Annotated in this window: 18 protein-coding genes; 10 read left to right on the top strand and 8 right to left on the bottom strand. The window is 51.3% G+C overall.

Annotated elements, in window-relative coordinates:
* The first annotated feature begins 94 nt into the window (after positions 1–94).
* The 10 genes from SIB79_RS07110 (at position 95) to SIB79_RS07065 (ending at position 15,074) form a co-directional block, all read left to right on the top strand.
* Positions 95–697, top strand: a complete 603-nt coding sequence (locus tag SIB79_RS07110; RefSeq protein WP_063403232.1) for a hypothetical protein — start codon at positions 95–97, stop codon at positions 695–697.
* 3 nt (positions 698–700) lie between these two features.
* A complete protein-coding gene (gene trpS / locus SIB79_RS07105; protein WP_063403233.1) occupies positions 701–1,714 on the top strand; it encodes a tryptophan--tRNA ligase in 1,014 nt (337 codons plus the stop codon).
* Positions 1,715–2,034: 320 nt separating this feature from the next.
* Entirely contained in the window at positions 2,035–2,640 is a 606-nt protein-coding gene (locus tag SIB79_RS07100; RefSeq protein ID WP_063403302.1) for a glycoside hydrolase family 104 protein, read from the top strand.
* A 699-nt stretch (positions 2,641–3,339) separates the two neighbouring features.
* Entirely contained in the window at positions 3,340–5,262 is a 1,923-nt protein-coding gene (gene thrS / locus SIB79_RS07095; RefSeq protein ID WP_063403234.1) for a threonine--tRNA ligase, read from the top strand.
* Between the two features lie 472 nt (positions 5,263–5,734).
* Positions 5,735–6,796 carry a glucokinase gene (gene glk, locus SIB79_RS07090; RefSeq protein ID WP_063403236.1) on the top strand — a complete coding sequence of 354 codons (1,062 nt, stop codon included), beginning with the start codon at positions 5,735–5,737 and terminating at the stop codon, positions 6,794–6,796.
* 14 nt (positions 6,797–6,810) lie between these two features.
* A complete protein-coding gene (gene thrB, locus SIB79_RS07085; protein WP_063403237.1) occupies positions 6,811–7,761 on the top strand; it encodes a homoserine kinase in 951 nt (316 codons plus the stop codon).
* A 56-nt stretch (positions 7,762–7,817) separates the two neighbouring features.
* On the top strand, positions 7,818–9,389 hold the full coding sequence (locus SIB79_RS07080; RefSeq protein WP_063399344.1) for an NAD(P)H-quinone oxidoreductase subunit 4: 1,572 nt from the start codon (positions 7,818–7,820) through the stop codon (positions 9,387–9,389).
* A 3-nt stretch (positions 9,390–9,392) separates the two neighbouring features.
* Positions 9,393–11,540 carry a M3 family metallopeptidase gene (locus SIB79_RS07075; protein ID WP_063403238.1) on the top strand — a complete coding sequence of 716 codons (2,148 nt, stop codon included), beginning with the start codon at positions 9,393–9,395 and terminating at the stop codon, positions 11,538–11,540.
* A gap of 4 nt (positions 11,541–11,544) precedes the next feature.
* On the top strand, positions 11,545–13,035 hold the full coding sequence (locus SIB79_RS07070) for a hypothetical protein (RefSeq protein ID WP_063403239.1): 1,491 nt from the start codon (positions 11,545–11,547) through the stop codon (positions 13,033–13,035).
* Positions 13,036–13,472: 437 nt separating this feature from the next.
* The gene (locus SIB79_RS07065; RefSeq protein ID WP_063403240.1) at positions 13,473–15,074 is read left to right on the top strand and encodes a hypothetical protein; all 1,602 of its coding nucleotides are present in this window, start codon (positions 13,473–13,475) and stop codon (positions 15,072–15,074) included.
* 843 nt (positions 15,075–15,917) lie between these two features.
* Here SIB79_RS07065 and SIB79_RS07060 read toward each other — a convergent pair.
* The 8 genes from SIB79_RS07060 to SIB79_RS07025 are packed head-to-tail and all read right to left on the bottom strand — an operon-like array spanning position 15,918 to position 26,071.
* The gene (locus SIB79_RS07060; RefSeq protein WP_063403241.1) at positions 15,918–17,003 is read right to left on the bottom strand and encodes a hypothetical protein; all 1,086 of its coding nucleotides are present in this window, start codon (positions 17,001–17,003) and stop codon (positions 15,918–15,920) included.
* A 20-nt stretch (positions 17,004–17,023) separates the two neighbouring features.
* Positions 17,024–17,536, bottom strand: coding sequence for a hypothetical protein (locus tag SIB79_RS07055; protein ID WP_063403303.1), 513 nt, complete (start codon positions 17,534–17,536; stop codon positions 17,024–17,026).
* Positions 17,537–17,582: 46 nt separating this feature from the next.
* Positions 17,583–18,284 (bottom strand): hypothetical protein, encoded by a 702-nt coding sequence (locus SIB79_RS07050; RefSeq protein WP_063403242.1) that lies wholly within the window; start codon positions 18,282–18,284, stop codon positions 17,583–17,585.
* Positions 18,285–18,342: 58 nt separating this feature from the next.
* A complete protein-coding gene (locus SIB79_RS07045) occupies positions 18,343–18,963 on the bottom strand; it encodes an esterase/lipase family protein (protein ID WP_063403243.1) in 621 nt (206 codons plus the stop codon).
* A 21-nt stretch (positions 18,964–18,984) separates the two neighbouring features.
* The gene (locus SIB79_RS07040) at positions 18,985–19,398 is read right to left on the bottom strand and encodes a dihydroneopterin aldolase (protein WP_063403244.1); all 414 of its coding nucleotides are present in this window, start codon (positions 19,396–19,398) and stop codon (positions 18,985–18,987) included.
* Positions 19,365–20,681 carry a glutamate-5-semialdehyde dehydrogenase gene (locus tag SIB79_RS07035; RefSeq protein WP_063403245.1) on the bottom strand — a complete coding sequence of 439 codons (1,317 nt, stop codon included), beginning with the start codon at positions 20,679–20,681 and terminating at the stop codon, positions 19,365–19,367. The genes SIB79_RS07040 and SIB79_RS07035 overlap by 34 nt, the downstream gene beginning before the upstream one ends.
* 34 nt (positions 20,682–20,715) lie before the next feature.
* On the bottom strand, positions 20,716–21,630 hold the full coding sequence (locus tag SIB79_RS07030; RefSeq protein ID WP_063403246.1) for an ROK family protein: 915 nt from the start codon (positions 21,628–21,630) through the stop codon (positions 20,716–20,718).
* 4 nt (positions 21,631–21,634) lie between these two features.
* Positions 21,635–26,071, bottom strand: a complete 4,437-nt coding sequence (locus tag SIB79_RS07025; protein WP_063403247.1) for a translocation/assembly module TamB — start codon at positions 26,069–26,071, stop codon at positions 21,635–21,637.
* Positions 26,072–26,091: the final 20 nt, after the last annotated feature.

The following is a 26,091-nucleotide window of genomic DNA, read 5'->3' as shown; positions in this document are numbered from 1 at the left end:
AAGATCAAAAAAAATTTAATCCCGTCATGAACCCCAGGCATGTCGCGAAAGACGACGATGCGTCACACTTGCGCCTGATTGAAGGCCGTAGGCCATGACTGATTCTTACAGCGATCCGCAACGACAAGAAAGGCATGGTGATGGTGCCCGGGAGAGCGGAAGGGCTGGATTCCGAGGTGGGCGCGGTCCTGGGAACCGTGAAGCCGGCGGATTTCGTATCCGTTTGAGCGACAACGAAATGCGCTCTGCCAGAGCCCTGCAGGAAGCCTTTCAACTGCGCTCCACAGTGGCGGTACTGGGATTTGCCTTGCGCACCCTTGGCCAGATGTTGGAGGACGGCCAATTGGACGAACTGGTGGCCAGTGAGCGTTCCAAGGCCCCAAGTGGTGGCAGACGAAGAGAAGAAGGAGCTCAGCGAACGCGTAGTGATCGCTCTCATAGAGACAGACAGCCAATGCATCGAGGGGCTCGACCTGATCCTTTCGCACGGCCAGCCAAGCCTCAACCATCGGTTCAAGAGCCCGAGAAGGCTCTAGAAAGTGAACAAAACCGAGCTGAAGAACAAACTCAAGAACAGGCCCAGACTGCTGAAAGCGAACAATTGCACTCAGCAGAGCAAGAGCAGGACCAGGCTGCTGAAACTCAACAAGTGCAGGCAATAGAGCATGAACCTGACAATGCACCTAGTGAGGGCTGATTAATGCAGCGCCCGCGGGTCCTTTCCGGCGTCCAGCCGACTGGTGCCCTCCATCTGGGTAACTGGTTGGGGGCCATCCGCAACTGGGTAGATCTTCAGAGCAGCCATGACACCTATGTCTGTGTCGTGGATTTACATGCCATTACCGTTCCGCACGATCCAGAACGTTTGGCCGAGGAGTCCCTCTCCACAGCCGCTCTCTACCTGGCCTGTGGGATGGATCCAGATCTCTGCAGCATCTTTGTGCAGAGCCAGGTTTCCGCCCACAGTGAGCTCTGTTGGTTGCTGAACTGTGTTACGCCTCTGAACTGGCTAGAGCGAATGATCCAGTTCAAAGAAAAGTCAGTCAAACAGGGGGACAACGTTTCTGTGGGACTGCTGGACTATCCGGTGTTGATGGCAGCAGACATTCTTCTTTATGACGCTGATTTGGTGCCTGTGGGCGAAGACCAGAAACAACATTTAGAACTCGCCCGTGACATCGCTCAGCAGCGCATCAATGCTCGCTTCGGTAGTGAAGAGAAACCTGTCCTTAAAGTTCCAGATCCCCTGATCATTAAAGAGGGAGCAAGAGTGATGAGCCTTAGCGATGGCCGCAGCAAGATGAGTAAAAGTGACCCCAATGAAGGAAGTCGTATCACACTGCTTGATCCGCCTGAACTGATCACAAAAAAAATCAAGCGGGCCAAGACAGACCCCCAAATGGGCTTGCAATTTGGCAACCCAGACCGCCCAGAGGCTGACAATTTGCTTGGGATTTACGCCATTCTTAGTGGCCGCGGAAGAGAAGCAGCTGCCCAAGAATGCGCAGAAATGGGATGGGGAACCTTCAAGCCTCTGCTGGCCGACGCCACGGTGTCAGCCCTTGAGCCGATACAGCATCGCTATCAACAACTCATGGGCGACCGCATTGAACTCATCAGAGTTCTTGACCAAGGCAGGACCAGAGCGGAAGAGACCGCCCAAGCAACCCTTCAACGAGTCCGCCAGGCCCTTGGCTTCCTGATAGCCAGCTAATCAATACAAGCCGAAAGAAAAGTTTGGCTAATCATTGGGGCTTAGTGATGGTCGAGGCCTCCTTGTGGCACTGAAGTCAGCGAGTTCTAGTCATCAGCAAGGGTCTCGTGAGACGCAGAATCTGTTGTCAATGCCAGCTTCAGGCTTATGCATACTCTGCTGTGTGAGTCAAGGGTATTAGTCACCATCTCGCCAGACGGGGGAGGTATTGATCAATGTGACAAACCGTTTAGTTGGTTTACGTGCTTCGCTCGTTCCCATTGCAGTTTGGCTTTTCAGGTCAATCGAATCATTCGAATTGGGTCACGGCAACTTCCGCCATGATCAGTCTGAGTGTTCTCATGGGTACTGGCCAGACCTTGCAAGCTGAACGCATTCAGTTACCTAAAGAACATGCTTTTAGGGTGAACGTTGCTTATCAAAGCAATGGAAGCCAAAAGCTGCACTATTTAATAACGCCCGAACGTCGAGCCCTTCTGAACACCATCCGTTATGCAGAAGGCACTTGGAAAGAAGGAAAAGACCTCGGATATCGCACCATGTTTGGAGGGGGTGTCTTTGAGGACCTCTCTCAACACCCCAATCGAGTTGTGGTGAAGTTCTACAGCAGTGCAGCAGCAGGGGCCTATCAATTCATGCCATCAACTTGGATGGCAGTAGCGAAGGAGCTGAACTTACCCAATTTCCAACCACAACATCAAGATCAAGCAGCGTTGCACTTGGTTAGCAAGCGCGGTGCTCTCAAGGAAATAGATTCTCTTGGTTTAACGCACTCCGCGATGGCTCGTCTTTCACCGGAATGGGCTTCGTTTCCTAATTGGGCTGGCAAAAGCAGTTATGGACAGCCAGTCAAGAGCCATGCAGAGTTGGCAAAATTTTATTCAGCCAATTTGCGTCAACTGCAGCAGCAGGCCTTAGCAAGCTAAAAGCATCTAACTTCAGAACCAGAAGAAGTTGTGTGCTTCTACTCGAAAGACATCCCTTGATTGCAACCAAATCCTAGCGTTCCCTTTGCGGATCACTCTCTAAAAGAGACATCCAAAAAGGATGACGATCACAACAGAAGCAGACAATCTCGGCAGCTTTCTTGCCACGAGCAAAGCCCATAGTCGATGCCTTCAACCATGACCCTGAGCATTGCGATCAGGGCCGTAAGCGATTTGCTCACTTGTTTTGCTGACGGGCCTGTGGTAGCTGGATTATCAGCAAACCTCGAATTCCATGACAGAACATTCCCTAAGCAGAAAATGTTAGGCATCAAGCGTCTCTCGGATTGATTACGATCAAAGCCATGTGTGCTGGGGGTAGGCAGGTAATGCAAACATCTTTTGCTCACGACAGCCAAGAACGCCTAGGCGGTTAGATCGGCTGTATAAACAACCATTTTGAGATCGTAGGAAATAGCTCTGACGAATCTAAGCAAGCCCCCATTGAAGTCTATGCTGGTATTTTGCTTGTTGGACTTGCCAGAAAATTTGATTCAATGTTCCTTTTTCGTAGAGCCCCTCTACGTTGTTGCTAATGTGCAAAATATTTTAGTCCAGCATTTAGAGGTGCAAGGATTGCTAATGATATAGCTGATAAAATAGAACACCATTGTAACTCATCAAAGAAAACTCCTTGCTATGCCTATTATTACACTTCCAGACGGAAATAAAAAGAAGTTTGATCAACCCGTAACCATTATGGAGGTGGCCGAAAGCCTTGGGCCTGGATTAGCAAAGGCGGCTGTCGCAGGCCGAGTCAATGGCGTATTGCTTGATACCTGTATCCCTATCGAGAAAGACTCTGAAGTCAATATCATCACGGCGAAAGACCAAGATGGAATTGAGACTATTCGCCACTCATTCGCTCACTTAATTGGTCATGCCGTAAAGCAATTATATCCCGAAGCAAAAATGGCTATTGGTCCAGTTATTGAAGATGGATTTTATTATGATATTGCATATGATCAGCCTTTTACTCCTAAAGACTTGGAAGCGATTGAGGCTCGTATGAAAGAGCTGGTTAAGCTTGACTACGACGTTAATGTTGAAATAGTTTCAAGGGAAGAGGCTCATAAGGAATTCGAAAAGCGATGCGAGCCCTACAAGATCGAAATCGTAGATGAAATTCCTGAGAATGAAATTATTAAGCTATATCGACACCAAGAATATACTGATATGTGTAGAGGTCCACATGTGCCTAACACAAGGCATTTGCGCACTTTCAAATTAATGAAAGTATCAGGTGCTTATTGGCGAGGTGATTCAAATAAAACAATGTTGCAGCGCATCTATGGCACGGCCTGGGGAAGTTCCAAAGAGCTAAAAGCTTATCTCAAGCGCCTTGAAGAAGCTGAAAAGCGCGATCATCGCAGGATCGCCAAGCAAATGTCTTTATTTCATACTCAAGAAGAAGCTCCTGGGATGATTTTCTGGCATGCCAAGGGTTGGGCTATTTATCAGGTTTTAGAGCAATATATTCGCGAGACCCTGAGCCTGCATGACTACCAAGAAATCCGAACACCTCAGGTTGTAGACCGCTCCTTATGGGAGAAATCAGGCCATTGGGAGAAGTTCAAAGATGACATGTTTACAACGACATCTGAAAATCGTGAATATGCCATAAAGCCTATGAATTGTCCCTGCCATGTACAGATCTTCAACCAAGGCCTAAAAAGTTACCGTGACCTGCCAATTAGATTGGCAGAGTTTGGTTCATGTTTAAGGAATGAACCATCGGGTTCACTTCATGGTCTCATGCGCGTGCGCAATTTTGTTCAAGACGATGCTCACATCTTTTGTACTGAGCTTCAGGTTCAGGAAGAGGTTTCTAAGTTTATTGATCTAGTCTTTGAGGTTTACAGATCATTTGGGTTTGACTCGGTGCTTATAAAGCTATCAACCAGGCCCGAAAAGCGTGTTGGTAGTGATGAGATCTGGGACAAATCAGAGAAGGCCTTGTCCGATGCATTGGACGCTAAAGGTCTTGCATGGGACTTATTGCCAGGGGAAGGTGCATTCTACGGACCTAAAATTGAGTTTTCTTTAAAAGACTGTCTTGGTAGAGTTTGGCAATGTGGAACGATCCAGGTTGACTTCTCGATGCCGGAACGTTTGGGAGCATCTTATGTAGCAGAAGACAGCCAGCGCAGAACACCAGTAATGTTGCATCGAGCAATTCTGGGTTCTTTTGAACGTTTTATCGGAATTCTGATCGAGCACTATGCTGGACGACTTCCTATTTGGCTAGCACCTGTGCAGGTGGTAGTGATGGGGATTACAGACCGTAATGCTCAGTCTTGTCAGGAAATTTGCAAGAAGTTATCAGCCCTAGAATATCGAACTGAAGTTGACTTAAGAAATGAAAAAATTGGTTTTAAAGTTCGCGAACATACTCTTCAGCGTGTACCATTTCTAATCATTATTGGTGATAAAGAACAGCAGAGTGGAGAGGTGGCTGTGCGCACTCGAGAGGGCAAGGACTTTGGCAGCATGCCTTTGAACAGCTTCACATCACTTCTGGATGAAGCAATTGCTCTTAAAGGTAGATCAGGTGTCTCTTGACAAATTTTGTCAATAGTTAGGTGATGATAATAATTGAGGAATACCTCGCTTTGGAGTGAATCTCTCTTCCGTCTGGATGAGAAGCTGAATGGCAAATTGGGCCTGACGATAGGAGAAGCTGATTGCTTCGCGTTAGTCGTTCTGGCTCTCTCGTTGGAGCAGGCTCTTTCTGTTCTGCGCAGAATCAGAACTTCTTTATGGTCTCCGATGCAAGCACTACTCAACCATCAAAAGAAATGACTGGTCTTGCGCAACGTCAATCAAACCAGTGGGGAATCTCAATCCGTGTTGAGCAGGGCCAAGTCAGGTGGGGGCTAATTAGAGCTTGCTAATGAGTCCTTGCCAACAGATCTAGGCATGGGAATCACGATCCCTTGAGCTAATCAGCAAGCAATCTATCCAACGTAAAAGTTGCAGATCTCTCGCTGTCAATGCAGCCTGAGGGAAGCCCTTTGCCTCATTCGTCATCACCATGCCGTCCCCGAGAACCTTTCTTGCAGGTGATTTGGGGGGCACCAAAACCTTGCTTGCGCTCTATAGCTGGGACGAAAAGCAACTCAAGCAACAGCACCGGCGGAGGTATTTATCCAATCAGTGGACTTCGCTTGAACCCATGCTGAGCCACTTCATCGCCCATTTGCCAGGGGAGATGGAGCAACCCAATAACGGCTGCATCGCTGTTGCAGGACCGGTTCGCCATGGTGAGGCACGTATCACCAATCTGCCCTGGAGCCTGAAGGAGAAGGACCTTTGCTCAGCCACGGGACTGAAGCATTTGGAACTGATTAATGACTTTGGCGTATTGATCTACGGCCTACCCTTTCTCAACGACGCGCAGCAGGTGGAGCTTCAGCTTCCACAGCAGCATTTATCTGCACAAGGACCAATTGCAGTTCTGGGGGCAGGTACTGGACTTGGAATGGCCCGTGGCCTGCCCACAAAAGATGGGATGGTGGCGCTGCCCAGTGAAGGCGGACACCGTGAATTTGCTCCTCGCAGTGAATGCGAGTGGCAACTTTGTGAGTGGCTCAAGGCCGACTTGCAACTAGAACGCCTTTCATTGGAACGTGTTGTCAGTGGCACCGGTCTGGGACACGTGGCGCGCTGGCGCCTACAGCACAGTGACGCAGATGGTCATCCTCTGCGAGATCTGGCCGATGCTTGGCGCCATGGTGGTGATGATCATTGCGACCATTTGGATCTGCCTGCTCTTGCTAGTCAAGCCGCAAGCGAAGGCGATTCAATTCTTCAAGAAGCCTTACAGCTCTGGCTAGCTGCTTACGGTTCTGCTGCGGGAGATTTAGCTCTGCAGGAACTCTGTGTCGGAGGCCTCTGGGTGGGTGGGGGTACCGCTGCGAAGCAGCTTCAAGGCCTTCGCTCAAGCACCTTTCTTGAAGCCTTCCGCAACAAGGGTCGCTTCCGTCCGTTTCTAGAGCAATTGCCAGTGATGGCAGTGATCGATCCCGAGGTGGGCCTGTTCAGTGCAGCCTGCAGAGCACACATGCTTGCTGAGCAAGGTGGGACACTGACCTAAGTAGACAAGTAGGGATGGCGCAGCCGAGTATCGGCCAAAGAATTGTGGTTGACGTACCGTCCACCACAGCCAACCTTGGCCCTGGCTTCGACTGCCTTGGTGCTGCCCTTGACCTCAACAACCGTTTTGCCATGCGGCGGATCGAAGGGGATAGCGGACGCTTTGAACTCATTATTGAAGGCAATGAGGGAAGCCACCTACGCGGTGGGCCCAACAACCTGATTTATCGCGCCGCCCAGAGGGTGTGGAAAGCCGCAGGGCTCGAACCGGTGGGACTAGAGGCCAAAGTGAGGCTTGCGGTACCCCCCGCAAGAGGCCTAGGAAGCAGTGCCAGTGCCATCGTGGCAGGGTTGGTCGGAGCCAATGCCTTGGTGGGCGAACCGCTCAGCAAAGAAAAACTGTTGGAACTGGCCATTGACATTGAGGGACATCCCGACAATGTGGTTCCTTCTCTTCTGGGAGGTCTTTGCTTGACTGCCAAGGCAGCCTCGCAACGCTGGCGGGTGGTTCGTTGTGTCTGGATCAATTCCGTGAAAGCCGTTGTAGCAATCCCCTCTATTCGCCTAAGCACGAGCGAGGCAAGGCGCGCCATGCCTAAAGACATCCCGATCAGCGATGCCGTAGAAAACCTTGGTGCCCTTACGCTCCTGCTGCAGGGACTGCGGACAGGAAACGGCGACCTGATCACAGATGGGATGCACGATCGATTGCATGAGCCCTATCGCTGGCCATTAATCAAAGGTGGTTTGGATGTTCGCGATGCTGCTCTGAATGCCGGTGCCTGGGGTTGTGCCATCAGCGGAGCTGGCCCCAGTTTGCTGGCTCTTTGCCCTGAGGATAAAGGGCAAGCAGTCAGTCAGGCAATGGTAAAAGCTTGGGAGGCCGAGGGTGTAGCAAGTAGGGCTCCACTGCTTAGCATTCAGTCAGGAGGAAGCCACTGGCAACCTCAGATTGAGGATGAGTAGATATACTCAAGCGCCCGCCCGGGGCTGATCAGTTCCTTCGCATTCTCTTGCCTGCCATGGACGCCAATTTGCCGCTGACGGCTGCGTCCCAGGCCTCATTTCCCTGGCTTTCCCTGATCGTGTTGCTGCCGGCAATGGGTGCCCTGCTGATGCCTCTGTTGCCAAAGAATGAAACAAGTAACTCCCAGGCACCACGCAATTTTGCACTGGTCTTTCTGCTGGTGGATTTCGTGCTCATGCTGGTTGTATTTAGCCGCATGTTTGATGGTCAGGATGGAGGGCTTCAGCTGGTTGAACGGGTTAGCTGGATTCCCTTCATCGGCCTGGAGTGGTCGCTAGGAGCAGACGGCCTTTCGGCTCCTCTGGTTGTGCTTAGCGGGCTGATCACTCTTCTTGCCGTGGCAGCTAGCTGGAAGGTGCAAAGCAAGACAAGGCTTTATTTCGCCCTGTTGTTGGTTCAGGCTTCTGCCCAGGGGCTGGTTTTCCTCTCTCAAGATTTCCTGCTGTTCTTTCTTGCTTGGGAACTAGAGCTGGTTCCGGTCTACCTGTTAATTGCCATCTGGGGCGGAAGCAGACGTCTATATGCCGCCACTAAATTCATTCTCTACACCGCTCTAGCGTCTTTACTGATTCTGATCAGCGGACTCGCTCTGGCACTTTCTGGTGGTGAGTTCACGCTCAACCTCACTGAATTGGCCAATCGATCTCCAGAAGGCAGTCTTGGACTCCTCTGTTATCTGGGCTTTCTGGTGGGCTTTGGCGTAAAGCTACCGATGTTTCCTCTCCACACTTGGCTGCCTGATGCCCATGGAGAAGCCAACGCACCAGTGTCGATGCTGCTGGCAGGGGTACTCCTAAAGATGGGTGGCTATGCCCTTTTGCGCTTCAACGTGCAAATGCTGCCTGATGCTCATCTTCAGCTAGCGCCGGCCCTGATCGTGATTGGGATCGTCAACATCATCTACGGAGCATTCAACGCCTTTGCTCAAGACAACGTGAAACGACGAATTGCCTGCAGTTCTGTGAGCCACATGGGCTTCGTTCTGTTGGGTATCGGCGCGATCGATGCTCTCGGGATCAGTGGGGCCATGCTGCAGATGATCAGCCATGGCCTGATTGCAGCAGCCATGTTTTTCGTCACAGGAACGTTCTACGAACGCACGCAGACCCTCTCCATTCCCAATATGGGTGGCCTGGCCAAGGTCTTGCCAATCACCTTCGCTTTTTTCTTGGCCAGCTCCCTGGCTTCCCTCGCCCTGCCCGGAATGAGCGGCTTTGTCAGTGAAATCACCGTCTTCCTCGGCATCATTAGTCAGGAAGGATTCACTTCAATATTCAGGGTTATCACGATCGTGCTGGCGGCGATTGGACTGGTGCTTACCCCCGTCTATTTGCTGTCGATGTGTCGACGGGTCTTTTTTGGCCCCAGGATTCCCGCCCTTGCAATGATCGAAGACATCAACCCCAGAGAGCTGACCATTGGGCTCAGTCTGATTGTGCCCACGTTGGTGATCGGATTTTGGCCTCGAGTCGCCATCGATCTCTATGAGGCTTCAACCAATGCTCTCGCTGATCGACTGATTAGCCATAGCTTGGTAGCCCAAGGTTCCCTGCTACCCCTTGGCTGAATAATGCCTGTTGCTGTGAACGAAATAAAGTCATCAGCCCTCCTTCAGGGTGAAGGAATCCCAAACTTCACTGCCATTACTGCTCAACAAGTTCAGGATCACATGCCTGAACTTCTCTGTGCTCTTAACAAACAATTCAGCCGGCTGGAACAAGACCTAGACAAAGTTTTGCTGTCTGGCAAGAGCATTAATTGGGAACAAGTCATGTCTCCTCTGCATCGGCTGCAAGAGCAATTGCGTTGGAGCTGGGGAGTCGTATCCCATCTCAACGGCGTCTGCAATACCTCCGAATTACGGCAAGCTCACGCTGCACAGGAACCAGAGGTGGTGCGCTTTGGAAACCTTATGGGCCAAAGCCAAACACTTCATCGTGCCCTGCGCCGGCTTAAAGACCAGACCTCAAGGCCATTGCTGGATTCGACTCAACAGCGGATTTTGAACGCGGAATTACTCTCCATGGATCAACGAGGCGTGGGTCTCGCTGACGACGCACAGCAGGCTTTTAATACCACCAGTGAACAACTGGCCGAGCTGTCGACCCGCTTCAGCAATCACGTCCTGGATGCAACCCAGGGATGGAGCCTGCTCCTCAATCGATCAGCACAAGTTGAAGGACTGCCGCAGAGGGCCTTGGAGGTTTTGTCCTCAGCAGCCAAGCAAGCCGGAGATCACCGAGAAGACGGTGGAGAACCTACAGCGGAGCAGGGTCCCTGGCGATTAGGTCTAGATATGCCCCGCTACATCCCCTTCATCACCCATGCAAAAGATCGAGGGCTACGTGAAACGCTCTACAAGGCTCATGTGAGTAGAGCGAGTGCAGGTGAGTTAAACAATCAACCATTGATTGAAGAGCTGCTAATCCTTCGGCTTGAGCAAGCTCAAAGGCTTGGCTACAGGAACTGGGCTGAACTCAGCCTGGCCAGCAAAATGGCCGAGGGCGTTGAGGCCGTCGAGCAGTTGCTTGATGAGTTGCGTGCTGCCGCTTTACCCGCAGCCCAAAAGGAGTTAATTGAGCTCGAGGCCTGTGCCAAAAAACATGGAGCTCCAGAGGCCAGCCAGCTCAAACCATGGGATGTGAACTTCTGGGCTGAACGGCTGAGGCAAGAGCGCTTTGACCTTGATCAAGAAGCGCTGCGCCCTTGGTTTCCCCTGCCACAGGTTTTGGAAGGTTTGTTCGGACTTTGTGAACGTCTTTTTGGCATTCGCATTCAAAGTGCCGACGGCGAGGCTCCGATCTGGCATCAAGACGTGCGTTTTTTCCGGGTGTTGGATGCCAATGGTTCAGACCTGGCAGCGTTCTACCTCGATCCCTATAGCCGACCAGCCAGCAAGCGAGGGGGGGCATGGATGGACGAATGCCTGACACGCAGCAAAAGCCTCGAGGGCCAATCGATTCTTCCTGTGGCCTATTTGATTTGTAACCAGACTCCACCGCAAGCAGAGACACCAAGTCTGATGAGCTTCGATGAGGTGGAGACTTTGTTCCATGAGTTTGGCCATGGCCTTCAGCACATGCTCACGACCGTTGAGTATCCACAGGCTGCAGGAATTAACAACGTGGAATGGGACGCAGTGGAACTGCCTAGCCAGTTCATGGAGAACTGGTGCCTCGATCGCACCACGTTGATGGGGATGGCACGTCACTGGCGTACTGGCGAACCGCTTCCGGAGGAGGAGTTCGCAAAATTGCGCTCCAGCCGCACCTTTAATGCCGGTTTGGCAACTCTGCGCCAGGTGCATTTCGCTCTCACTGATCTGCGTTTGCATAGTTGCTGGACACCAGATCTCGGCGTGACCCCAGATCAGCTGCGCCGTCAGATTGCTCAGACCACCACGGTGATGCTTCCGATCGCCGAAGATCAATTCCTCTGTAGCTTTGGCCACATCTTCGCCGGTGGTTATTCCGCCGGGTACTACTCCTACAAGTGGGCAGAAGTTCTTAGTGCTGATGCCTTTGCTGCCTTTGAGGAAGCTGGTCTGGAACTTGAAGATCAAGTTCGACTCACTGGCGCTCGCTTTCGCGACACAGTTCTCAGTTTGGGAGGTAGCCATTCCCCAGCAGACGTCTATGAGCAATTCCGTGGACGACCAGCGACCACTGAGGCATTGATTCGCCATTCCGGCTTAGCCGCAAGCGCTGCGGATCAGTGAGGAGATGGCTGAAGAGATACCGCACTCTCTGAACCCCCTAGCGTTATCACAAAGCTGGGGCCAAGACGAGCATGACGATATCCACACGGCACCACTGATTGCACTTGAGGAGGTGCTTGAAACAAGCAGCTTGCGTCGCGGCATAAGCCGAGAACAATTGCTAAGTGAGTTGTTGCGTGATCTCGATCATCGCCGTGTAATCCCCCTGATAGGAATGCTGCCGAGAGGCTGGAGGATGGCCCCGGCCGTTCTTCCTGAACGTCTACGAGGGATTGCAACCCTATTAGAAGATGGTTTGCTAAGCCCTCTGCTGTTGGCAGCGTTGGCTGATGACCTACAGCATCTGCTGCCGATTCGGGAGAACGAACCGCCCAGTGCCCTGGAACTCTGGCGCCAACCCTCAGTTGCCTTAAAGCCAGGACATGGTGTGGGGGTGCCGTGCAATTTAAAGAACTGTCGATTACTGGCCAACCAGCCAATCACTAGTGATGCACTTTCTGACCCGAAACAGCTTGCTCCAACCGCTTTAGGGAAAGGCCTCACGGCACTCGGTAGTGGCCTGGTCTGGCACAACGAGGGGTTGGTCATGCTTCAGAACGAGTCTTCTCAACGCATGAATGAGCTCATGGCTCAGGTGCTCAATTGCCTCGCTGCCAATCGTCTACCAGAGGCATTGCATCCCTCGGAACCTTTCTTATTCGAGGGGCTATCCTCAGGACGTCAACTGATTGAGTTGCTGAACCGACAGGGTTGGCACTGTTGCGGACGAATTAGAGCCAGTGTGGCCAGCTTCGGCCTGGGAGCTAGCCAAGCGAATGAAAGCGGGAGATGGTTTCAGGTCCCTTTGGCGATTCCATATCGCACGGGTCTAGAGGATGATCGCAACCAGGAGATTCTCAGCTTGTTGCCGCATTGTAGCTTCGAGCTTGAGCTGCAACCACAGGGCAATGATTCCATTTTACTGCAGTATTGCCAGGGTATAGAAGGCGTGAATGGCTGGGCTGCGATGAACGACCTGCATCGGCCCTGGCAGAACGATCGCCACAATGGAACAGTCGCGTACCCCAGTCAGCCATTGACACAGCAACGCCTCGCCGATGCAATAGAGATCACCGAATTAATCGCAGCGGTGCACAATATGGAGGCAAGCTCGCAAAAGCTACATCTAGGGGGGTATGGAGCCCTGGGCTATTGCATTGATTCAACAGCTCTACTGGAGCAATGCCTTAACGGCTCTACCCATTTATTTCCACTGACACTCGGAGGAATATGGCGAGAACGACTACGCCGTAGCCTCGACATCCTTCTTGATCAGGGTTTTTGTATCAACACTAGTGTGGTAGATCGCTACCGTTGGGGCCTTGGCACGTTGCCCCAGGATCTGAGCCTGCAAGGCTCTGCACGATTAGAGGCAATGCAGAGGCTTTTAAGCTGTCAACCCAGCCACAGTCCATTTGCTCTTGTGAGGAACCTCAACGGCGAAGTGGATCTCTAAAGCGATGCCAACGCATGTTTTCAGTTATAGATAGATCAACCGGAAGCCGAGCGAGCCAATGCCAAGCAGATGATCTACTGCCACATCAGTGAAGTTAACAAGCCTATCGAAAGAACGACTTTGCTCTGGGGGGATTTCATCAAGCTTCTTAGTCACGAGAAATCAAAGTAGATCCTTTTGATCATGATGCATAGAATTGCTTAAGCATCAAGTTCATTTAAGCCTTTAATACCTAAAAGAAGCTAAAGGCAATTCAATCAAGGGAATCGTGCTTGCGAAAAGTACACGTGCTAACTAAGCAGACATGAAGCTTGAAAAAGCATAAATCGTCCACTCGAACTGCCTCCTACTTAACAAGCAAGGCTCTTTTGAAAAGACATTGTCTTGCAACATCAGGAAGTAGCAAGACATGATTGAACTGGTCTTACCCAACTGCCATGCATTCAGATCTCAAGCAGAAGCACTGGAGGCCGCAATGGTTTGTCCGTGGAGATGTCGACGGATTCCTAGGACTTGGCCTCGATAACTTGATTCAAGTCCTCTTGATAATTGCCTTATGCCGCAACGTGCTCGGCTATCCGAATGAATTAGTTTTCGGCACAATCCTTCCTGCCACAGGAATAAGCCTGCTGATAGGCAACCTTGCCTACGCGCATCAGGCTCATCAACTTGCCAGCATCGAAAAACGTAGTGATCGGACAGCTCTGCCCTACGGAATCAACACCGTGAGCCTGTTTGCGTATGTGTTTTTGGTAATGCTCCCTGTGAAACTCACCGCATTGGGCCAGGGAATGGATGAGGCAAGCGCTGTTCGCCTTTCCTGGCAAGCAGGGATGGTGGCTTGCCTGGGCTCAGGGCTGATCGAAACAGTAGGGGCTTTTACAGCAGGGGTACTGCGTCGCTGGCTGCCTAGGGCTGCATTACTTGCCACTCTCGCCGGCATTGCTCTTGGCTACATCGCTCTTGGCTTTCTGCTGCGTACCTATGCCCAACCTGTAGTGGGGCTGACAGTACTAGCAATTGTTCTGGTCACCTATTACGGACGCTTGCGATTGCCCATTCCTGGTGGCTTGCTTGCTGTTGTTATTGGCGTGGGGCTTGCTTGGAGTACTGGATTAATCGATAGCGACGCTAGCCGTTGGAGTCAGGAAGCAAGTCAGATTGGCTTGCGCCTTCCTCACCTAGAAATCGCCAATCTTTGGAATGCTCGTGGCCAGCTGCTGCCCTGGCTAGGGGTGATTGTGCCAATGGGCCTATTCAACGTGCTGGGATCTCTTCAAAACATCGAAAGCGCAGAGGCGGCAGGTGATCGTTATTGCGTTCGAAGCTCTTTATTGATCGACGGCATCGGCACAATGGCTGCCGCAGGTCTGGGGTCTTGTTTTCCTACAACCATTTATATCGGCCATCCAGCCTGGAAGGAAATGGGGGCTCGCATTGGCTATTCCTGGCTAAATGGCTTGGTAATGGGTAGCGCTTGTCTTCTAGGTGTTTTTGGTTTGGTCGCAGAGTTGGTACCTATTGAGGCAGGCATGGCGATCGTGCTCTATATCGGCATCGTGATTGCTGCTCAAGCCTTTCAAGCCACGCCCAGCACGCATGCACCGGCAGTAGCTCTTGGCCTGCTTCCTGGACTAGCAGGATGGGGTGCATCTCTGATCAAGGCTGGTTTGCGCGCAGGAGGAGCCGGAAGCAATTCAGAACCTTTTAATTCAGCTTTCTTAGGAAGGCTTCAAGAAGCTGATGTATGGGCAAGTGGTGCTTTTGCCCTTGAGCAAGGACAAATTATTACCGCCATGCTGCTAGCGGCAATGTTGGTTTATGTGATCGAACAACGCTTTTTAGCAGCAAGCTTTACTTCTTTCCTCGCATCTGCAGCCTCATGGATTGGGATCATCCACGCTTGGCGATTCACCCAGGCCGATACTGTTCTGGAGCTTGGCTGGGGAGTTGGTAGCTCCTGGGCAACGGGCTATCTACTAATGGCAGTTGTGTTCATGCTCGCCGGTTTGCATCAGCGCATATTGATTTCTGGTTGACAAAACTGTTTTCAAAATGCATAAGTTAAAGAAATGAGCGTAGATAACACTACTGGATCAATTCTGCCAGGCCGCTGCATGTCACGCCTCTTCGTTTGTAGAATGGATGCCAAAAAAATATTTACAACGATGACTGATGCCTAAGAGAATGACTCGATCCCAGTGGAAGGGAGGCAGATCTTCTCTGATAATAACCTTGAGAATGTTATTGGTGGAGTTATGAGATAAAGAGTTTTGAACGAAGATGCTGATATTAGGCTTGAGGGATTGTAAGTATTGGTTTAGAGCCAAGAAGTTGATGGCTGAATTTATAGTGCTAAGTAATTACTTTTAAGTTTGAGATAGTCTCTGCACACCGCTTGGGATGAGTGCTCAAATACCAAGATCAAAGTAAACCTAGCCACCCTATGATTGTAAATTATTTACTTGTCTCTATGAAATACAACATCATTGATCCCCTAGATCTTATCCTGAAAAATGGTAGGTACTTCTTAGTGCGAAAGCGGAATTCTAGAAACATGGATTCGTTTTGCCAGCAGAGATGACATATTGAGCAGTTAACCTGCCCCAGCCACCGAAAGAGTTTCACCAGCTACACCTTCTAGCGCTTCATTAGAAAGGTTTTGGCGGCCTTTATTGTCTGCAGCTAAGTCTTCAGGGGCTTTTTGGGAGTCGCAAGAGATATCTTTATGATGGGATAGAAAGCTGAGAGGTTGTAGCTTAGTTGGCTAACATGTTAGCTAGTTCCTTCACTAAAAATTTCAATCATTGCGTGCAAGTCTGGTTGCACTAATAACTTTTATTAATGCGAAAAAAACATGTAAAGACTGACTTTATAGGCGCTTATCTGGTCATACATAGTTCACAACAAATTGCATCAACGACTTTAGAGCTGAAATCATCACTGAATGGTCCTGAGTGACCACAATGGTTCATGCCGGAAATTTCATAGCGAGTCAGCTTCCTTTTGCGTTGCCATCGATTCCAGTTTGACAATGGCAACAGTGGAGAACGCCCTGGGTAAGCCACTTGACCAAGAGCCGCAACAGGGTCTTTCCCGCCAACGACCATAGCCACACGATTGATCTCTTCTAAAGCGCCATTCCCACTGAACACTCCACAGACAGTGATCACTTGTACTGGAACACGACAAAGTTGTTGCAAGATCTCCGCTGTCCCAATAGCCATCTCTCCTCCTCCGCTGTAACCCACTAATACAAGGCGCACAGCTTTACTGGGGTGGAAGCCAAGCGATTCAAGACGACGGGCGATTTTCAAGGCAAGCTCATAATTCATCACCGGGCCATAACGGCGGTCAGAGGAAATTCCTACTTTGATCACATTATTGGCTTGTACACAAAAGGCGCTTAGAAAACGAACTAATGAATTGGGATGATGCTCTTGTAGAGAAAATAACCTTCGCCAGAACCACTGACTGTATGAATCTGAACGCAGTGCAACAGGCATGATTGTGTAAGCCTCAATGCCTTTGACTAAAATAGACTCATGATCAATTCCTTCTTCTAGTTGCGAGAGGAATCGACTAACCCGTGGAGGATGGTCTTCTTCACTTTGATGAATGCCATCCAGGTAAATGATGTAATGCCGATGTCCAGAAATATCCGGGGATCGTTCAGCAAATAGATGACTTGGGTTAGGAAGACCATCAAGCCACCCTTCCCAAAAGACAAAGTCAAGCATCACTGAATAAATACCTGACAGAGGGACCAAGATGATCACCAGGAGTGCCGCAAGCTTAAGGAGCTCATCAATCGATTCGCTGGTTACTAATGCAATAGCATCGCGACGAATCACAGCTACGCACAGGAACAAAAGGATGGCTGAGGCCAGCATCAAAACAACAACTGTCCTGCGGCTTGTAAGCAGCAGCTCACGATGATTGCGAAGCGAAGATCTAGTCTTAGTCATGATCTCAGATCAGATCCAACTCAATGATTAAGAGCCACTTCTCGTGCTAGTTGGGCGTAACTTGATTTCCACCTCTGAGCGAACAAGAGCGCAATTAAAACAAGTGCCAAGGCAAAACCAGGAAGGGCCATGACCAAGCCTTGCTGGAGAGGTATACCATAAATAGCTTTTAATAAAATAACTACATTGAGGTGAATCCATGCGAAAAGTGTTACAGCAATTAGATCACTAATATAAGGAGCTCCGGCAAGAATATAAAATAATCCTGGCCAAATTGCTGGTAGTATATGGTTTGCAAAAGTAATCGGATGTAAAGGTACATCCTTTAGAGAAGTAAGGATCAAGCTGTCACAGAGAATCCCCAATAGAAAAGCTAGGCTTAGGCCTAGCGCATCAAATAATAAATGCACGGCAATTTGAACAGCACCTAAACGATTAGCAAGGAGAGAAAAGAAATGTGCTGCTGACATTGAAAGGCCAACTGCCAGCAACAATTCAACTCCAGCCTCCATTTTAAGCAGTACTTCGGCCATGGAATCAAGGCCTTGGCTGAGTCCGCTTAAGCCCTGCAGAAGAGCATCAGGCACGACGCATCTCCGGACGATTTACGATCCAGAGAACAAAAATTGAAAGAATAGCACTGTAGAAGCACCATACTGAATTGAAAGCCATGCTATATGTAAACAGTGTCAGAATGATAGATAATACAATTAATGCTCCGAAGAGTTTGACGGCTTTGTCTTTAAGAATCAGCAAAGGAATGACAATCCAGCACCAATAAATTAGTTCTCCAATAGGTTCTGTATTGATGAAATTATGGAAGATGGTGTTGACGTTGTAGACGATCCTTCCGCCTGTCACTAGTCCTGGCTGGATCAACGGTGGATGTATTAATAAAGGCAGCCAGAATGAGATTCCAAGGATGGAGCCAATAATCCAAACCCAGCGTAAAGCTCTCTTGACTCCTTCACTTTCGGAATGACGCCCAATCGAGTATGCGCTCCATGGAATCCATATCATCCAGAAGCAATAGGCAAAAAATAGAAAGCCAACAGAAGTAATTGACGTGAGAGGTTCGACCGGTGAAGCTACTGTTTCTCCATGACCTAATCCCACCCATACAAAACCCTCAATAAATTGCTGTAGCCCGAAGAAGAACGGTACTAGGGCTAGAGGTTTGTATCCGGGACGTTTCGCTTCAGACGCAAGATGGTGGGTATAAAGCCCTAAGGGCATGAGGACCGCTGCAGCCGTAAAGCTGGCTGACGCCGAGAAACACATCTGTATGCTTGTTTATGAGTATTTGCTCATTTTGGTCAGGTAACTCGACTTCGCCAAGTTAATTACTGAGAAGCTTTGAAATCAGCAACTTCAATGCCAGCGGATGAGACATCAATTGTTGATGCGTGATTACTGGAACGGCCTGTTGCTCACCCACCGGTAATACGGCTTGCCAGCCTGGAACAACCATGACATCCCATCGACAGAAATAGCTGCTGCATTCAATGTCTTCTAAGGCTGAAACGTCGCCGTTGAGCTGGCGCAGTAAGGGGCTGCCGCGCTTCATATCCGCTAAACCAGCAAACAAACAGGCGGGAATCCACTGGGCTGTGAGGGTGCCTCGCTGTGGACTTCCTACACTCAGAAAACGATGTGTTCGTCGTGATCCACCTAGTTGTTGCAGCCAAATTCGACTGATCACCCCTCCCATCGAAAATCCAAGTACATCGATAACCGTCTCGGCCCCCCACTGCTCAACGATGAGCTGATCCAACGTCTCCGCCAGCTTGGAAAGCGGAACAGCTCCCAGGCGATGAGGCAGATGGGGGATCTGTAGAGGTAGCTGATGCTGTTCGAGTGCCTTCACCAACCGCCTAAAAAGATGCGGGGTATCCCAAAGACCATGTACAAGCACCAATGGTCGACGGGGTTTATCCACTGATGCGACATGCGTAAACATCGCGAAAAGCCTTGACAAAGATCAGGGTGTTGGCCAATTGCGACACCTTTCAACAGCCACACTGCCACTAAACCCAGGCACCGGCGCAGCACATTTACGCACAAGCACTCGCATTGGCACAGGACCGTAGAGATCTTCCAAGAGCACTAGCAATCGCTCGCTGAAGTGTTCGATGGTGAAACACTTCAGTTCAAAGGAGAGTCGTTGCATTGCACCAATAGCCAAGCTGTAGTCCGCAGTGGCATTGAGCTCATCATTCAGGGCAGCCTTGTCAAGGTCTAACCAAAGACTGAAATCCAAGCTGAACCACTGCCCTTCACGTCTTTCATGGTCGAGCACACCCACGTGAGCCCACAAGCGCACATCGTTAACATGAATGGCTCCTAAAGGGAGACGATTGATCACAGCGATAGGTCCCGGTGAGTGAACATGCATTCACCATTGGCATAGTCCGCCACAATGTGACCTTGTCCACGCAACCGATAGCGATAGGTCACCAGCCCTTCCAAGCCAACCGGCCCCCTTGGAGGCAGTGTTTGAGTACTGATTCCAACCTCGGCGCCAAAGCCATAACGGAATCCATCGGCAAAACGCGTGGAGCAATTGTGAAAAACACCGGCACTATCGACAGCTTGGAGAAAACGCTCAGCCGTCTCCTGATCATTGCTGACAATCGCCTCCGTGTGACGGGAGCTATAGCGACGGATGTGATCCAGGGCTCCCTCTAGATCAGGCACCACTTTCACTGACAGAATCAGATCGAGATATTCCGTAGCCCAATCCTCTTCACTTGCTGACTCTTCTACTCCTAAAGCCCGGCTCGCTGAATCCCCAAGCAGACGAACCCCGGCCTGACGAAAGGCAGGAATTGCAAGATCTAAAAACGACGGTGCAATGGACTGATGAATGAGCAGAGTTTCAATAGCGTTGCATGCTGCGGGGTACTGGGTCTTGCTATCGATTGCAATCTGTAGGGCCTGCTTCAGATCCGCCGCGGCATCGAGATAGAGATGACAGATTCCGTCCGCATGACCAAGAACCGGAATTCGTGTGTTGTCTTGAATGAAACGCACCAGTTCGTTGCTGCCGCGAGGGATGATCAAATCCACTAGGCCATCAAGGCGAAGTAGGGCAAGGCTTTCCTGACGGGTCTTGAGTAAGGCAATTGCCTCGGGATCGATCTCTGTTTCAGCCAGACCATTCTTCAACGCCTCAATGATGGCCTGATTGGTGTGGCTTGCTTCGCTGCCGCCCTTGAGAAGTGCGCCATTGCCAGAGCGAATTGCCAGTGAAGCGATCTGAATTACGGCATCTGGGCGCGCCTCAAAGATTACCCCCAGGACTCCAAGAGGAACGGTGATGCGCTCCAGCACAAGGTCTTGATCCAGTTCACGATGCAACTGACGCAAACCAAGGGGATCAGATAATTGAGCCAACTGTCTGAGCCCCTCGATAGCCGAGTTGAGTTTGCTTTCATCAAGCTTGAGCCGCGCCATCAGGGCAGAAGCAAGTCCCTCAGTTCGCGCCTTCTCTAAATCGAGTCGATTAGCCCTCACGATCTGCTCAGAGCTTGACAGCAAAGCATTGGCCATTGCCATCAGGGCCTTACGCCGCTGGTTGTCATCACTTTGCCCAAGAGCCATGGCAGCTTGCCGCACCTCTGCTGCAAGTCGCAGCAACTGGGCGGAAGGCTCAGGAACTCCAGGATAAGTTGTCATCACAGCGCGGCACAGCTGTGCTCATCATTACGCCTCAAGGGGCATTGCCGACACTTAAGAGACGTTGAAGGGCAAGTCGAGCTGCCCCCAGGCGACCAGCTCCATTCCCAAGGGCACAGGAGCGAATCTGCAAACCCTCTCTGCTCACAGCTTGCACCCGCTTCTCTACTTCCTGACGGACCGTTGGTAGGAAATGAACTGCTCCACCTGCAAGACCTCCTCCGACCAGCACCAGCTGAGGGGTGAAAACATAGACGAGAGAACTGATTCCTACCCCAAGTTTGCGGCCATAGGTTTCCCAGATCTCGAGAGCCTCGCGATCGCCAGAAGCAGCTCGGTCGCTTAATTCTTCTGGGTCCCCAGCCCATAGACGTTGAAGGGCGCCAATGCTGGCGTACTGCTCTAGGGAGCCTTGGTTGCCACTGTTGCAGCTGGGACCTTCAGAATCCACCCCAATCAGACCAGGCTCGGCTGCAGCCCCGTTATGACCGACAAACAATTGACCCCCAAGCATGACGCCCCCACCTACTCCAGTGCCAAGAGTGAGCAGAACGACGTTTTCAAAATCTTGGGCCGCGCCCTGCCATGCTTCACCAACGAGAGCACAGTTGCCATCATTCGCCAGGGTGACGTGCCGATTCAGTCGTGGTTCCAACCAGTCGGCTAAAGGAACCTCCAGCCATCCAGGCAGGTTGATACATACCCTGGCGACCCGGCCTTCAGCATCCATTGGTCCTGGTAAGCCCACTCCCACGAATGCAGCATGATGGTTTGGATCAACAGTCTCGATAGCTTCGCAAAGAGCAACTGTGACAGCACCTGGCACCGAGGGTTGAGGGGTTGGCAACTCGGTTTCTGCCAACAGATGGCCCTGCTGATCAAATCGACCTAACTTGATCGCGGTACCTCCCAAATCGACACCGATGAACTGAGCTGAGTCGGTTGCCACCTGGTCAAAAGCGGAAAAATAATTGCAATTGGCTCTGCCAAATTCCCTGGCTGTCTATAGAGCCTGAGAGATTCATGCTGGGACTGATTTGATAAGTAAGGGTGCCTTGCGGAGGAATATCGTTGCGGTCTGGTGTGGCCAAAATAGAAACGTTAAGTCGCTTAGTGATATCAATACCAATGTCTGTGACTAACTCGAGCGTGGGTGGGACTTGCCCAGAAACGCGCTCTTGTTGACTCGTCACAACTGGCGAGACGTATGCAGGATAAAGGGCAATTTGCATTCGTTGACTGAAAGCATCAGAGATTGTTCCAAGAACCGGCGTGAGAAGAGATTGACCGATCACAGTCGCTAGTGCCGCACCACCACCTTCTCCCGACAACCCTGCCAGTGAATTTCCTCCAATTAACCCCAGTAATTGAGTGCGAGGCAGTGACGGCGAGCTGCGTAAGTCAATGTTTTGGAAAAGACGATTTGCAGGTCCCTCGGCCTTCACCATCACTTTGATCAAGCGGAACTGTCCTCCGGCCCCAAGAGCACCTGTTCCATTGGTGTCAAACACATTCGCTGATGCGGCATTACTGTCGGTGCCGATGCTGATGCTGTCGGAGACCTGGCTGTTCATGGCGACATCAACGTAAGGGATTAGGCCCATAGAAGGAGTAAACACAGCGACATTCGCAGCTCGCTGATCAAGACTGAAGAACGTCGTAAACAGATTCAACCGCCCATTCAGTAGCCGAATCACACCACGAGCCTGAAGCTTTGGACCTAGGGGGCCATTCAAACTGAGCAACCCTTCTGTACTGAAATTGGCCAGCGCATTAGCAGTGATGCGCAAATTTGGTCCCAGCTTTAAACGCAGGTTGTCGAAGCTGATAGAGGGGATGTTGGGAAACACGGAGCTCAACATCTTCCTCCGACTGACCTCTACATCTGGTCCAAGCAAGACCAAGGGTTTCTTGAAATCCCACTGCTCCTCAAGCAGGGTGTTGGCATTAACAACTTTGGGGCTGCTGGACGTCGCTATGGCCTCTGTGGCTCCAGGCGTTTTGGTGGATTGAATGGCAGAGTTGATCGGTCGCAGAAGCCCTGATCCTGCGGGTGAGACCCTTCCTTCTTTGATCGTGAGCTCACCGCCAATCAAGGGTTTCTGTAAGGCACCCGTGAACTTGAGCTTGGCGGCCACCCCTACATCAGCCTTTGGCAACTTAAAACGGGACTTACTGATCTCGATCGTCAGGGGCTGGTCTTCAGGTGCAGGGCGAAGCAAGGCAATGGATCCCGCACCTTCCAAGATGCCCTTTGAACCAATCTTTGCTTTGAGACGCTGCACCTCAAGGCGATTGAAGTCAAAAACCAAGGCAGCCTCCAACCCCTTGACAACTTGTTCCATGACGACGAATTCGCCGTTTTGCACCACCAAAAATCCATTCGCCTGAGGAGCGCTAAGGCTGCCGCTAAACAACAACTTGAGGTCGGAGTTACCGCCCTTCCAGGCGACCGCACCTTCAGCAAAATCAGCCAGAAAATGTAGGCCGTCGCCGTGGCTCTCAACCCTGACGTCTATCGGCAAGGAGGGATCAAGAGGCACTTGACCGGTAATGGTTACCGCCTCTTTGGAAGAAGAGCTTCGCAGCGCCAAGTCGAGGTTTAGGAGGGCATCATTCAAGAGAATCTGCCCTTTGTCCAAGCTCAATGAGCTTTCAGCCAATCTGGCGCTTTCCATCACTAGATCAGCTGTGATCTCAGGGGTTCCCCGTCTGAGGTTGTATCGACCCGAAAGTCCCAGAGCGCCTCGCAGTGCTTGAGGTAGAGGTGCAACCAACGAAAGCAGAGAAAAGGGAACGTGAAGCAGTGAAAACGACCCTTCCCCACCATGCAGAGGTCCTTGAATCGAGGCGAAAATGGGTTTGACTTGTAGGGCGTGATCCTGATCCTCACCTTCTGTCCAGAGATGACCGCTGGCCTTTAGCCCCAGATTGAGGTTGGACAGATCGGGACCCTTCAGATCGATCACCGCATCCATCTGCCCACGTAGATCTTTTGGATTGATGATCCTGCTACGACGATTTTGCTGGTCGAAACGATTGACGGAAGCCTGCGCCGCTGCCAAGGCTTTGAGCTGATCATCTAGAGACCTTCCCAAGGTTTGCATCAACAGATTGCCCAGATCTTGGGCTCGCCCAATCGAAGCTGGAAGAACATCATTAAAATTAGAAAGTTGCTCTGCACTAGAGATCAGCCAACGCGCGCTTAGACCGCGTGCCTTTGCCTGAGCAGAGAGTTCGCCACCAAGGCGACCTCCCGCTGCAAGATTGATCTGGCCTGTATCCGCTGGTAGCAGCTCACCAGTCAGCTTGTAGCGCTGGTTGGCAACCCTCCCCTGAAGCAAAGCCTGTTGAAATTGCAGACCCATCAACCCTGGATTGCTGATGGTGACTTGGCCTTCCATGGCCAGGGGCTGAAGACCCAGGCTGCCTGATCCGCTGAGTTGACCATAAACGCCTTCAAATCGCTGCTTTGAAGACAGGGCCGCCTCAATCCCATCCACTTTGAAGTTGTTCAACTCCCAGCGATAGTGAGCTGGGATGCCGTTTAGCGAGAGACGGCCATCGCCACGGTTAATCGCCAACTCCTGTGGCAACCAGTCGCGTCCCAATCGAGATGAGAGCTGCCCAGGGATCACCGCCCCCACTGATTCCATCAGCAGAGTGCTACCCCCAGCAGGGAGTCCGGCTAACTTCCCTTGCCAATCTTCCAACAACCGCAACCCTCCCGCCTCTGGATTCACCACCCGGAGGGAAAGATTTGGACGAAGGGCCGACAATGGCCCTCTCACCTGCCCTGAAGCAGCAAGGGTTCCCGCTAAAGAGGTGCCGAGAAGCGGACCAACACGAGCTAAAGGGAAAGGACTCAAATTCAGATTGGCCTGCAGTTCTCCACTGCGTAGGCGTCCTTGATCTACTGAGAGAGGCAAGTCCGCCACAACTTTGAGCAGGGGACTGTTGAACTGCCTTAAGCGGAGCAAACCGGAATCTGCTGACCACCCCGCTCGCAGAGACCAGGTTTCCAGCAAAGGATTACGTTGCTGAGCAAGGCTTAGCTGAAGTTGGGGGCTCGATGAAGGGCCCTCAATCTGAAGCTTGCCTTTGATCAAGGCTTGGCTGCCGAGAAGATCAGCAAGCACAGGGATGCGCTGCCATGCAGGTCCTGCAAACTCCAGGCGCTGGGTGTTCAGTCCTAACTCGGGATAGAGGGGACCTCTTGCGCGGATCTGAAGACCTGGACCACGAACATCAAAAGTGTCAATAACGGCCCTGAAGGCCTTGGGATTGCGCCAGTTGGTGCGCATCTGCAAGTTCAGTCGCAGCGGACCATCAACGGGGATCTTTGGGGCAAGAATCCAGCGGCCACTGGCCTGCAGATTGGGCTCATGCCAAGGTCCATTGATCCGGGCTTGGAAGGCATGCCCTTGTTGCCGCTGGTTGACCTTGAGGTCGAGGTTGTAGGAGTGATTGAGACGAGCACCTCCCTTGAGAGAAGCGGTCCAAGGGCCGTAACGCCACTGGCTGAGAGGTAACTGAAGACGATCTTGACGACAGTTGATCTTGGCTTCACGAGATGAGAGTGACTTTTTGAGGGGACCACCCGCTAATTGGAATCGAACCAATGACAGGGCTCCCTTGCAGCCCATGCGTCCCTGATTAAGACTCACTTGGAGGTCACCGCCAATCTGACCCTGCATTTGCATGGGCAGCGTTCCCGGTAAAAGCCCCTGCAATGGTTCAAGGCTGATTTGGTCCAAACGAGCATGGGCCTGAAGCTCTAAACGATCCCAGCGCCCACGGCCCTTTAGGAAGAATCTTCCACGATCTGGAAATACAAATTGGACAGATCCATTGGCCCATCCCTCCGCCAGCTGAAGGTCTGCCCGTGTAGTGGCTGTGAACTCCAAGTTTGCCGGTTCGATGCGGACCCTGGCGGGCTGAGTTAACCGCAGCTGAAGATCAACCTTTGGGGGAGGATCGCCTTTGGATGGACCAGGGACCCAGTAGAAACCCTTGTGATTACGACGTAGCGTTAACCGTGATCCTTCAAGGGTGAGTACGGCAACGGGTCGCAAACGGAACAGGCTGGCCATTGGGGCAAGGCTGATGGTTAGACCAGAGAGCGATGCTGTGGAATCGTCATGACTTCCAGGCAGCACTTCAGTGGGACCAATGGCCATACCCCAGGGCCGCAGGCCCTGATAGGCACCAATTTTTAAAGGATGGCCTAGAGGTTTTGAAAGCTGTTGCTCCAGTTGCGGACGCAGACGTTCAAGAAGGGCCGCAACAACTCGATCGGCGCCAACCCAAACAACCAAGCTGCTCGTTAGCAGTAGAACAGCAGGGCGTTTCCATCGCCCTTTAGCCAAGGATTGACTCTTCTCTCCCATCGATTTGAGTCAACCTTCCT

This window comes from Prochlorococcus sp. MIT 1342 (genome assembly GCF_047304495.1).
GTDB lineage: Bacteria > Cyanobacteriota > Cyanobacteriia > PCC-6307 > Cyanobiaceae > Prochlorococcus > Prochlorococcus marinus_D.
The sequence above is the reverse complement of the archived record's forward strand: the minus strand, read 5'-3'. Positions and strand labels throughout refer to the sequence as shown.